This is a genomic window from Flavobacterium branchiophilum NBRC 15030 = ATCC 35035, assembly GCF_002217205.1.
Lineage (GTDB): Bacteria > Bacteroidota > Bacteroidia > Flavobacteriales > Flavobacteriaceae > Flavobacterium > Flavobacterium branchiophilum.
Genome location: NZ_MUGT01000131.1, coordinates 1 through 11,207 on the forward strand (window position 1 = coordinate 1; position 11,207 = coordinate 11,207).

At 32.4% G+C, this 11,207-nt stretch carries 12 protein-coding genes and 1 tRNA gene; 9 read left to right on the forward strand and 4 right to left on the reverse strand.

The window, feature by feature from the left end:
- The 8 genes from B0A58_RS13250 to B0A58_RS13285 form a co-directional block, all read left to right on the forward strand.
- On the forward strand, positions 1–115 hold a 115-nt coding region (locus B0A58_RS13250; protein WP_133063142.1), incomplete at its 5' end, for a T9SS type B sorting domain-containing protein.
- A 4-nt stretch (positions 116–119) separates the two neighbouring features.
- Positions 120–1,118, forward strand: coding sequence for a PorP/SprF family type IX secretion system membrane protein (locus B0A58_RS13255; protein ID WP_089081460.1), 999 nt, complete (start codon positions 120–122; stop codon positions 1,116–1,118).
- 48 nt (positions 1,119–1,166) lie between these two features.
- Positions 1,167–1,685, forward strand: a complete 519-nt coding sequence (locus tag B0A58_RS13260; protein ID WP_089081461.1) for a gamma carbonic anhydrase family protein — start codon at positions 1,167–1,169, stop codon at positions 1,683–1,685.
- 95 nt (positions 1,686–1,780) lie between these two features.
- Positions 1,781–2,572 carry an META domain-containing protein gene (locus tag B0A58_RS13265; protein ID WP_014083083.1) on the forward strand — a complete coding sequence of 264 codons (792 nt, stop codon included), beginning with the start codon at positions 1,781–1,783 and terminating at the stop codon, positions 2,570–2,572.
- Positions 2,573–2,710: 138 nt separating this feature from the next.
- Positions 2,711–3,514 carry an META domain-containing protein gene (locus B0A58_RS13270; RefSeq protein WP_165766347.1) on the forward strand — a complete coding sequence of 268 codons (804 nt, stop codon included), beginning with the start codon at positions 2,711–2,713 and terminating at the stop codon, positions 3,512–3,514.
- Between the two features lie 21 nt (positions 3,515–3,535).
- Complete coding sequence (locus tag B0A58_RS13275; RefSeq protein ID WP_089081463.1) at positions 3,536–5,560, forward strand: thioredoxin domain-containing protein; 2,025 nt, start codon at positions 3,536–3,538, stop codon at positions 5,558–5,560.
- 56 nt (positions 5,561–5,616) lie between these two features.
- Positions 5,617–5,928 carry a YtxH domain-containing protein gene (locus B0A58_RS13280; RefSeq protein WP_014083080.1) on the forward strand — a complete coding sequence of 104 codons (312 nt, stop codon included), beginning with the start codon at positions 5,617–5,619 and terminating at the stop codon, positions 5,926–5,928.
- Between the two features lie 83 nt (positions 5,929–6,011).
- Positions 6,012–6,821, forward strand: coding sequence for a mechanosensitive ion channel family protein (locus B0A58_RS13285; protein ID WP_089081464.1), 810 nt, complete (start codon positions 6,012–6,014; stop codon positions 6,819–6,821).
- An 84-nt stretch (positions 6,822–6,905) separates the two neighbouring features.
- Here B0A58_RS13285 and B0A58_RS13290 read toward each other — a convergent pair.
- From B0A58_RS13290 to B0A58_RS13305, 4 genes are all read right to left on the reverse strand, one after another.
- Positions 6,906–6,992: transfer RNA gene (locus B0A58_RS13290), tRNA-Ser, on the reverse strand.
- A gap of 61 nt (positions 6,993–7,053) precedes the next feature.
- Positions 7,054–8,082 (reverse strand): asparaginase, encoded by a 1,029-nt coding sequence (locus tag B0A58_RS13295; protein WP_089081465.1) that lies wholly within the window; start codon positions 8,080–8,082, stop codon positions 7,054–7,056.
- Positions 8,079–9,209 (reverse strand): 1-acyl-sn-glycerol-3-phosphate acyltransferase, encoded by a 1,131-nt coding sequence (locus B0A58_RS13300; protein WP_089081466.1) that lies wholly within the window; start codon positions 9,207–9,209, stop codon positions 8,079–8,081. Before B0A58_RS13300 ends, B0A58_RS13295 begins: the two co-directional genes overlap by 4 nt.
- Before the next feature lie 60 nt (positions 9,210–9,269).
- Positions 9,270–10,040 (reverse strand): TatD family hydrolase, encoded by a 771-nt coding sequence (locus B0A58_RS13305; RefSeq protein ID WP_089081467.1) that lies wholly within the window; start codon positions 10,038–10,040, stop codon positions 9,270–9,272.
- A 282-nt stretch (positions 10,041–10,322) separates the two neighbouring features.
- Between B0A58_RS13305 and B0A58_RS13310 the strand changes: the two genes are divergently transcribed.
- Entirely contained in the window at positions 10,323–10,871 is a 549-nt protein-coding gene (locus B0A58_RS13310) for a hypothetical protein (RefSeq protein WP_089081468.1), read from the forward strand.
- Positions 10,872–11,207 lie beyond the last annotated feature (336 nt).

Sequence of the window (11,207 nt, forward strand, 5' to 3'; positions counted from 1 at the left end):
GGACGGAACCCTAAACGGACAACAACTCCCTTCAACAGATTACTGGTTTACAGTAGATTATATTGAAAAAACTTTAGCTAAACAATTTAAAGCCCATTTCTCACTTAAAAGATAAAAAAATGAAAATTAAAAAAATCTATCTATCTTTTGCGATATTAATATCGCAATTAACCTTTTCTCAAGAAGGTCTTCCTGTATATTCAGATTATTTATCTGATAATTATTATTTGCTACACCCTTCTATGGCAGGAGCTGCAAGCTGTTCAAAAGTTAGATTAACTGGCCGCCAGCAATGGTTTGGTCAAACAGATGCACCAGCATTACAAACATTGAGTGTTAATGGAGCTATAACCGATCGAGATGGAGCGGGTATCATCTTGTTTAATGATAAAAATGGATACCACTCGCAAACAGGTTTAAAATTAAGTTATGCCCATCATTTATTGTTTTCACGTGATGAAATTGATTTGAATAGACTTTCGTTTGGAGTAAATGTTGGTTTTAGTCAAAGTTCGTTAGACGAAACAAGTTTTAGATCAAACAATTCTTACTTAGAACCTGGAATTGGAGGTATTGTACAAAGAGCGTCCTATTTTAATATCGATTTAGGGGCAACATACAACTTTTTAGATTTTTATGCTCATTTTACATTAAAAAATGTATTAGCAAGTAAACGGGAAATTTATTCTTTGTATGAACCTGTTGATTTGAAGAGGGCTATTTTTAATACCGGTTATACCTTTGGCGATAGCGAATCCATCATGTGGGAACCTTCAATAATGTTTCAATATATTACCCAAACAAAAGAATCTACTGTTGATTTCAATATAAAAGCTTACAAAGCAATGGATTCAGGTAAATTTTGGGGTGGACTTTCCTACAGAAGAAGTTTAGATGGTGCAAATTATATTGAAGGTAGAAGTGTTGCAACTCAAAAATTACAATATATTACCCCAATTGTTGGTGTAAATTATAAAAATTTTATGTTTGCTTATACGTATTCTTATTTGGCAGGTAAAGTTAATTTTGATAATGGTGGCTTCCATCAGTTAACTTTAGGATTTGATTTTTCATGTAAACCAGAAAAATACCACTGTAATTGCCCAGCAAATAATTAATAAATTTAATATCTACATGATTATTCATGAAGATTTTTTTAAAGTATTATGTTAATAAAATCATGTAAAGGAAAAAGTCCCATAATTCCAGAGGATTGTTATGTTGCTGAAAATGCAACTATAGTTGGTGAAGTTAGTATTGGTAAAAATTGTAGTGTGTGGTTTAATGCTGTCGTACGTGCAGATGTGAATAGTATTACGATTGGCGACAAAGTAAATATACAAGATGGGGCAGTAATTCATTGTACCTATTTAAAGCACCCTACAATTATTGGTAACAATGTTTCAATTGGGCACAATGCAGTTGTACATGGTTGTCATATTCATGACAATGTATTGATAGGAATGGGAGCCATTGTTATGGATGGATGTGTTATTGAAAGTAATTCAATAGTTGCTGCGGGATCTGTAATTACACAAAATACAACAGTGGCATCTGGAACTATTTGGGCTGGAGTGCCAGCTAAAAAAGTTAAAGACATCAATACTTCTGATTTTGCAGGCGAAATAGACCGAATTTCAAACAATTATGTGATGTATTCGAGTTGGTTTAAAAACGAAGAGTAACTTTGGTATAATTTTTGATAACAAATTTCAAAATAATTCAAAATTTAAAACACTAACGAGAAACAATTGTTGATTGTTATTAAAAAACATTTATTATGAAAAAATTAATTCAAGGAACGAGCATTTTATTTTTGGCATTGCTTTTTATACAATGTGCCAATAATACTAAAAAAGACCAAGTGGAACCTCAAACACAAACTGCAATGAAAGATACTACAAAACAAAATCTGGATGGATTATGGATATTAGAATCGACTTCCAAACCTGATTTTAAAATTAAAAAAGGAACTTCTGTAGCTTTTAAAGGAACAGAATTTCATTTGAATGCGTTGTGCAATCTTAATCATGGTGGTGTTACCATTAAAGATTCTGAAATTAAATTCAATAGCAAAGGATTGATGCAAACGATGAAAGGATGTCCAGACAATTACGAACAAGATTTCCTTAAGTTATTGTTTGAAGTAGTAAGTTTTGAAATGCAAAATGACATTTTAACTTTGACAACAAAAGATCAATCCAAAATTGTTTGGAAAAAACAAAATATACTTACACATTTGCAAGAAAAAGAATGGGCAGTAGTTACCAATACAGGTGATGCCATTGTAATAAGCGAGGATAACCCAAAGCTAACAATGTCTTTTTCAAAAGACGGTAAAATTAGTGGTTTTGCTGGATGCAATACTTTTAACGGTACTTACAAACTAGAAGGAGATCAGATCATTATTGAAAATGTTGCACTCACTAAAATGGCTTGTCTTCCAGAAGGTATGAAGGTGGAAAATAATTTTGTAAAAAACTTAAATAAATCCATTTTTACAGTAGAAGACTCGTCTAGTGAAATTGTGTTCAGATACAAAGATGGTGCTATGACTTTTATTTTAAATTAAAAAGTCGAAATTGACATAAATATTCAATAAATGAGGCTTACTTTTAAGCCTCATTTTTTTTTAGACACTTTCATATACCAAATCATTAATAGTATAAATAAAGTTAAAGATTTTAAAAAAATAAAAAACTACTCCAACATGAATAAGACCCTAAAAACGGCTATCGCATTATCAATTTTATTTTTATTAACACAATGCACAACTTCAAAAAAAGCAGTAATAGAAGAACAACCAACCGCCAAAAAAGCCAATAATTTGTCTAAAAATGATGATTTAGATGGCTTATGGATATTGGAAAGCACCACTAAAAATGGGTTTGAAATTAAAGCTGGAACCTCCTTAACAATCAAAGGAAATCAATTTTCTTTATATGCTTTATGCAACAACATTTCGGGAAAATGGACGATAAGCAATAATCAAATGGCTTTTGATCAAGGTAAAGGTATGACCACTTTAATGGCATGTATAGATGGATACGAAGGAAAATTCACGACTTTATTTTATAGTGCTACAAAAATAGCTTTACAAGGAACAACACTTATGATGACCACTCCAAAAAACGAACAATTGATATGGAAAAAGCAAGATGTCTTGTCGCATTTAATTGAAAATCAATGGAATGTATCAGTCAATTCTGGAAATGGGGTACAAGTATCCGAGGGGGATTCAAAACTAACGATGACATTTTTAAAAAACGGTACTGTAAGTGGATTGGCAGGTTGTAATACTTTTTTTGGAACCTACAAACTTGAAAAAGGGTTTTTAATAATAGAAAATGTAGGACTAACACGAAAGTTATGCCCAAATGAAGTTATGACAATAGAAAACAATTTTATGAAAAACATCAATAAAACCCGTTTTGCAATTGAAGATGCTCCTACACAAATCATCTTGAGAGATACAGATGGAAGCATGATTTTTATTTTGGATTCTACTATTTAAATATATAAAATTAATATCAATATGTCTAATTTACTTCACTTAGAAAGTAGTCCTTACTTATTGCAACATGCTCAAAATCCGATACATTGGAACGCTTGGAACAACCATGCGTTGCAAAAAGCTATTAATGAAAATAAATTAATGATTGTAAGTATTGGATATTCTGCATGCCATTGGTGTCATGTTATGGAACATGAAAGTTTTGAAAATTTGGAAGTAGCTCAAGTCATGAATTCTCATTTTGTCAATATCAAAATAGACCGAGAAGAGCGTCCAGACCTAGATGCCCTTTATATGAAAGCCTTACAAATTATGACAGGACAAGGAGGGTGGCCCTTAAACATGGTTTGTTTGCCCGACGGGCGACCAGTTTGGGGTGGTACTTATTTTAGAAAAGAAGATTGGACAACTGCTTTAAAACAAATTCAGGAAGTATTTGAAAATCAGCCAGAAAGAATGCTGGACTACGCAGAAAAATTACAAAAAGGTATTGACACAATAGGTTTTAAACCACAACTTCATGATGATCTGGTTTTTTCAAAAAAAACATTAGAAGACTTGATTACCAAATGGAAGCGTAGTTTTGATTTGGATTTTGGCGGTATGGCAAGAGCCCCTAAATTTATGATGCCCAACAATTATGTGCTATTGCTTCGATATGCTGATCAAAACCAAGATGAAGAATTGCTAGATTTTGTGCATTTGACCTTAACAAAAATGGCTTATGGTGGTTTGTTTGATGTGTTGGGAGGTGGGTTTTCTAGATACTCCGTAGATATGAAATGGCACGTTCCTCATTTTGAAAAAATGCAATACGACAATGCCCAACTGCTGTTTTTATATGCCCAAGCTTTTCAAAAAACAGGCGAGCCACTATACCAAGAAGTAGTAGAAAAAACAATACAATTTATTGAAAAAGAATGGTTTACAGACAATAAATCGTTTTGTGCTGCTTTTGATGCAGATAGTATAAATAGTCAAAATGTACTTGAAGAGGGTACTTTTTATGTTTGGACTCAAGATGAACTCATAGCCCTTTTAGGGGATGATTATGGCCTTTTTAGTAAAATTTTCAATATCAATGAATTTGGACATTGGGAACATGGACATTATGTATTAATTCAAAACCAATCCTTGGCTTATTGGGCAGAAAAGGAATCTATAGATTTAGCCGTTTTGAAAAATAAAAAGCAAGAATGGGAACAAAAATTGTATCAAAAAAGGCAGCAACGACCAAAACCAAGATTAGACAATAAAGTAATAACCTCTTGGAATGCGCTGACTATCAAAGGGTTAGTAGAAGCTTATAAAACATTTGGAACCAAAAAATATTTGCAAATGGCACTGCAAAATGCCCAATTTATTGCCCATACACTCTGGTCGCCAGATGGGCATTTGTGGCATATTTATCAAAATGGAACATGCAAAATTAATGGTTTTTTAGAGGATTATGCTTTTGTAATAGAAGCATTTATTCACATATATGAAGTTACTTTTGACGAAGACTGGTTGTTGAAAGCCAAAACACTTACAGATTATACATTTGATTACTTTTTTGATACATCCAAACAAATGTTCAGATTTAACTCTCGAAAAGACCCTGAATTGATTGCACAACATTTTGAAATTGAAGACAATGTGATACCGAGTTCAAATAGTGTTATGGCACATAATTTAAATTATTTGAGTTTGGCATTTGACAATTTGTATTATCAAAAAACAGCTCACAACATGTTGCTGCAAGCCACAGCCAATGTAGATTATCCATCTGCATTTTCTAACTGGTTGTGGTTACAAATGGACAATCTGTATTTTACATCAGAAATGGTATTGAATTCTGAAAATGCAGTAGTTGAAGCCTCGGAAATACACAGACATTATAATCCTGAAAATAGGATTTTTGGCTGTTTTGATCAATCAAAAATACCTTATTTAAAAGACAAAACTTCAAATAAAAGTATGTATTATTTTTGCAAAAATAAAGAATGTCATTTGCCTGTAACAGATTTTCAATTATTGAAAAAAAAATTAATGGAATGCTTATAAAAATAATAAAAAATATGTAATTTTGTAGCTCAATCTAATTTAAAAAATTAATAACAATGGGTGTAGAAGGTTTTTTTAATGATTTGCTTGATAAAGCAGAAAATTTTGCCGAAGGTGCAATTGACAAAGCTAAAGAAGTAGCAGGAGATTTAGTAGATAAAGCCGAAGATTTGGCTCATGATGCTAAAGAAAAAGTAAACGAATATGTGCCAGGAGCAACAGAAACGTTGAATAATATTGTAGAAACTGTAAAAGACAAAGCGGGTGATGCTATTGAAACAGCAGGTACATTTGCAGAAAATGCAGTAGATACTGTGAAAGAAAAATTAACTGATTTGACAGGTGGCGAAGACAAACCTGCACAATAAGTAGCGTTTTATGAAAGAATTGTAAAAGCCTTCTCGATTGAGAGGGCTTTACTGATTTTAACTAAAAATTGAATGAACAAAAAATGGAAAAAATTGACTTGTTAAGCACTAAACTTTATGAAAAATTAATTGAATTTGCACCAAACTTGATAGCAGCAATTGCCATCTTATTTATTGGGATATATAGCATTAGGTTCATTAATAAAATCGTTAGAAAAATAATGATCAAACGAGAATTTGAACCAACTTTATCAAATTTTTTAGCAAACATCTTATTTTGGACATTACGAATTTTGTTATTTGTTACAGTAATTACGCAACTTGGTGTTGGTACATCGTCTTTTGTTGCCATATTAGGGGCTGCAGGATTGGCCATTGGTTTGTCGTTGCAAGGATCGTTATCTAATTTTTCTGGTGGTATCCTTATCATTTTATTCAAACCTTTTAAAGTTAATGATTTGATAGAGGCCCAAGGCGTAGTTGGAACGGTGAGTGAAATACAAATATTTGTTACTAAATTGATTACACCAAATAACCAAGTAGTTTTTGTTCCAAACGGTAATTTAAGTAACGGTGTCATTACGAATTATTCGATGCTGGGTTATAGAAGAGCTGATTTGACATTGGCCATTTCCTATCAAACGAACATCAAAGTGGTTAAAAACTTGATTGAAGAAGTAATGAAAAACAATGCCAAAATACTTCAAAATCCTGAACCAATTGTTGTTGTTAAACAATTGACAGATAATGCCATACAACTGTCTATCAAACCATGTGCTACCATAGACAATTTTAATACAGTGTGTGCTGAAACTTTAGAAAACAGCAAAACGGCTTTAGACCAAGCAGGCATCCAAATACAACCATTTGTTGTAAGCAGCAGCAAAAATTAACATTTGAAAAGGATACAAATAAGATTTTAGTATTTTTCATAAAAAAAACCGTCAAAATAATAATAATTTGACGGTTTTTTATTGCAGAGAGGATGGGATTCGAACCCACGATACAGTTACCCATATACAAACTTTCCAGGCTTGCTCCTTCAACCACTCGGACACCTCTCTAAAAATTTTGTTTTGCAAATAACCGATTTTTTATTGAATTGTTCAAATTTTTTTACTGTTTTTATGACATTTCGCCACGAATTGCAGTTTCAAATCTGATTTTGAACTCGTTAGGTTCTAAATTTTGTCCCAATAGATACATTAATTTTGTTATTGCTGCTTCGGTAGTGATGTCTTTTCCAGAAATGACACCTATTTTTTTGAGCATGGTACTGGTTTCATATTGCCCCATACTAACACTCCCGCCAGAACATTGGGTTACATTTACAATATGTAAACCTTTTGCAATAGAATGATCCAGTGCGTTTACAAACCACAGTTCTGTAGGTGCATTGCCAGATCCATAGGTTTCTAAAATAATGCCTTTCAAGTTTGGAATCGATAAAAATGAGTTCAAAACACTTTCATTTAAACCTGGAAACATTTTTAAAATGGCTACATGATCATCCAAATTCTTGCACACAATCAATGGTTGGCTCACTTTTGAATCTAAAAACAAATCATCATTTATTTTCAAATGCACGCCCGAAACCACTAAAGGTGGATAATTGGGTGAGGCAAATGCTTTAAAATGTTCTGCATTGATTTTAGAGGTACGATTGCCTCTATATAATTTATATTCAAAATAAAGCCCCACTTCTTTGATAACAGGTTCTTGATTTTTTGTAAGCGATGCAATTTGAATGGCAGTTATCAAATTTTCTTTAGCATCGGTTCTCAAATCACCAATTGGCAATTGAGACCCAGTAAAAATGACAGGTTTGGATAAGTTTTCGAGCATAAAACTCAGAGCAGATGCAGAATAGGACATGGTATCAGAACCGTGAAGCACTACAAAACCATCATATAAATTATAATTGTCTTCAATAATAGAAGCCAATGCTACCCATTTTGTAGGATTCATGTTAGACGAATCTATAGGAATAGCCACAGAATGTGTGGCAATTTCGCAGTCGAGTTGTTTGAGTTCGGGGATGCGTTGCAATAATTTTTTAAAATTGAATGTTTTTAAAGCCCCACTTTCAAAATCTTTTACCATACCAATCGTACCGCCAGTATAAATCAATAAAATTTTAGATTTAGCATTCATTTTGTAAACTTTGCTTTATTGACAACGGGATTTGCATACATATTCAAAAAACGTTCATAAGCAATTGGATTTTTGTCGTCTATACGCATTTCAAGTCGTCTTTCAAACAACGAACGTTCATTATCTGTATATTGATGACTGTATTGATTTGTTTTATTCAAAATGTCAAATGCAATATAATTTGTTGACCAAAGCTTGTAATTGCTTAAAATACTAACATCTATGGCTTGTGCCAATGCCTGAATTTGTTTGTTTGGATTATCGACCTGATTTTCAATTGCATCAATTTCATGATCTAAAACTTGTCCAACATGAATATGAATATGCTTTTTTTGGCCCATAACCCCACTCATTAAGGTTACAAAATCTTCGTTTTTATCCTTTATATAAATTTCTTGATTGGCTTCTGCCAAAAGCTGTGGCATTTTCAAAGCATCCGTTGGGTCGTACTCATAAGATATAGAAACAGGAACAATTTTTATTTTTTTGAAATATTGCAAAATATTTTTTTCGTCAGATGCCATTCCTAGCATTTTGAGAACTCCTGGATTTGTAGCATCATTGCCATCTTTTGTACGGCCTTCACGTTGTGCAATCCAAACAGATCTATTTTCTTTTAGCAATAATTGCCCAATATATTCAGATAATAAATTAGAACTTTGAAGCATTTCTCTAGGTGTTAAACCTCTTTGTACTAAAAAATTTCTGTTTAATTTTGCAAGCGTATGCAAAAATGCTTTTTGAACCAAGTTGTCTCCAATAGCCGATGCAGTCATGATGAGTCCGTGTTCAAACAAACAAGAATTGAGCAACGAAGTGTCTAAAATAATATCTCGATGGTTTGATATAAAGATATAAGATGTATTGGGTTCTAAATTTTCAAATCCAGAGGTACTTAAACCATCGGATGTGTTGTGTAATACTTTTTGCAAAGTATGATAAACAATATTACACTGAAAATCACGAATAGAATGTGTTTTAGACAATTGATCTTTCCAAATTTCGCTAGGCAAATCAGGAAATGTAAAATTCATCAAAGCCTTCATCATCGGATGATTTAATGAAGCCCTAAGGTTTTCATTGACTTCGGCATCATAAAAAGGACGGATGTGATCAAATTTCGACATTTTATGGGTTTTTAGTTTTCGAGAACAAATAAACAAAAAATTATCATTTGCACCAAAATTTTATTTGATTCCAAATATAGATTGAGCATTTTGAGTGGTAACCTGTGCTATTTCTGCCAAAGGTTTTTGATAGATTTCGGCTAATTTTTGGGCTATCAAAACAATGTATTGACTTTCGTTTCGCTTGCCTCTGTGTGGCACTGGGGCTAAATAAGGGGCATCGGTTTCTAAAACGATATGTTGTAATGGAATTTCGTGCAAAAAGCGGTCTATTTTTCCGTTTTTAAATGTAACCACGCCGCCTATACCAAGTGCCATTCCACAATCAATGGCTTGATTGGCTTGTGCAAGATTGCCCGAAAAACAATGAAAAACCCCACGCAATTCGGGTGATTTTTGGGCTTCTAATATTTCAAAAACTTCGTCAAAAGCATCCCTACAATGGATATTGATAGGAAGTTGCCATTTTTTTGCCATATTAATTTGTTGTTCAAAGGCTATTTGTTGGGCTTTTAAATATGTTTTGTCCCAATACAAATCAATGCCAATTTCGCCAACGGCACAAAATTGTCGTTGAGACAATTCTTGTTCTACGTGTGCCAATTCGTCTAAATAATTGTCTTTTACATGTGTGGGATGCAACCCCATCATCAAATGAATGTTTGAAGGGAATTGTGCAGCTAAATCGTACCGTTGCTGCGTACTTTCGGCATCGATTGCAGGAATAATGAGGTGCTGAATACCACTTGCAAGGGCATTTTGAATTACTGCAAACCTATCTTGATCAAAATCTGTTGCACACAAATGGGTGTGTGTATCTATAAAAATCATTTTTTTTGTGTGCAAAGATAAAGGTTATTAATGTTTTTTTTTAAATTTTAATTGAAAACAAATTTCAAATCCGTTATATGGGATAAAATAGGATTAAAAAGCTGATTTTTTGGCAGATACATACAAACTCAAAAGTGAAGCAATTATTATAAATAACTAAATCAGAAGCTTTAAGTTTTGAAATTAAATAATTTTATGACACCAAAAAGGAATAAAAAATAGGAATATTGCAAAAATACAAAATTATTTTTTTGTTATCAATAAATATATATATTTGCAAATATGAAACGGACGGCCTCTATATTATTAATACTTACTCTTACGGTAACATTGTTTTACAATGCTATTGGGTACTATTTGATGTATGCTTTTGAAAAGGAACAAGCTTGGGTAAATACGATGCAGAAAATTCCCAATCACGAATTTAATGTCTTGAAGTTGAATGCAACCTTGTACTCCTTTACCAACGATACCGAGATGGAATATGTAAACGAAAATGTTACTGTAAACAATGTTACCTATCACATTTTTAAGAAACAAATTCGAGATAATATTTTAAATTTATATTATTTAAGAAACCACCACCAAGACAATATTAATAAAAACTTGAAAGCATTGGCCGATGATGAATTATTCAATACTTCACATTCTAAAATGCCGATTAAAAAATTATTAAAAGCTTTTTCAAACGATTATGTTTGTTTTGAAATGCCTTTTGTTGCAAACTGTATTTCAAAAAATGCAACACTTACAAATCCTTTTATTTGTACGAACAGCAAAACCCTATCGGGTTATTTGTCTAGCTGTTTTTCGCCTCCTGATTTTTGTTGATACCAAAAATGCAGGTACTTAACTCATACTTGATGAGGAATTTATGAGATTAAAAATTGCTGTGATTTGTTTGCTTGTTGGTGCAAAGCACTAGGGCAAAGAGAGCATGCTATAAAATTTCGTAAAACGACGATTTACTTTTGTTATTAACAACACCTTATTGACACGTCAAACGTATTGGCTTTATCTAAAAAATTGCTGTTTTGAAACTTCATGTTTTTATTAATAGAACATCTTTAAAAAACGGTTGTTAGATTTTGAGTGAGGGATAGCAGTGGAAATCCTTTTTTGCCCCCTCTTTTTGGGGCAAAAAAGATTGAAACGAATAGCCCGACC

Excerpts from the sequence above, each read along its gene's own strand:
- B0A58_RS13255 (WP_089081460.1), top strand. The coding sequence starts at position 120 with ATGAAAATTAAAAAAATCTATCTATCTTTTGCGATATTAATATCGCAA.
- B0A58_RS13260 (WP_089081461.1), top strand. The coding sequence starts at position 1,167 with ATGTTAATAAAATCATGTAAAGGAAAAAGTCCCATAATTCCAGAGGAT.
- B0A58_RS13265 (WP_014083083.1), top strand. The coding sequence starts at position 1,781 with ATGAAAAAATTAATTCAAGGAACGAGCATTTTATTTTTGGCATTGCTT.
- B0A58_RS13270 (WP_165766347.1), top strand. The coding sequence starts at position 2,711 with ATGAATAAGACCCTAAAAACGGCTATCGCATTATCAATTTTATTTTTA.
- B0A58_RS13275 (WP_089081463.1), top strand. The coding sequence starts at position 3,536 with ATGTCTAATTTACTTCACTTAGAAAGTAGTCCTTACTTATTGCAACAT.
- B0A58_RS13280 (WP_014083080.1), top strand. The coding sequence starts at position 5,617 with ATGGGTGTAGAAGGTTTTTTTAATGATTTGCTTGATAAAGCAGAAAAT.
- B0A58_RS13285 (WP_089081464.1), top strand. The coding sequence starts at position 6,012 with ATGGAAAAAATTGACTTGTTAAGCACTAAACTTTATGAAAAATTAATT.
- B0A58_RS13295 (WP_089081465.1), bottom strand. The coding sequence starts at position 8,082 with ATGAATGCTAAATCTAAAATTTTATTGATTTATACTGGCGGTACGATT.
- B0A58_RS13300 (WP_089081466.1), bottom strand. The coding sequence starts at position 9,209 with ATGTCGAAATTTGATCACATCCGTCCTTTTTATGATGCCGAAGTCAAT.
- B0A58_RS13305 (WP_089081467.1), bottom strand. The coding sequence starts at position 10,040 with ATGATTTTTATAGATACACACACCCATTTGTGTGCAACAGATTTTGAT.
- B0A58_RS13310 (WP_089081468.1), top strand. The coding sequence starts at position 10,323 with ATGAAACGGACGGCCTCTATATTATTAATACTTACTCTTACGGTAACA.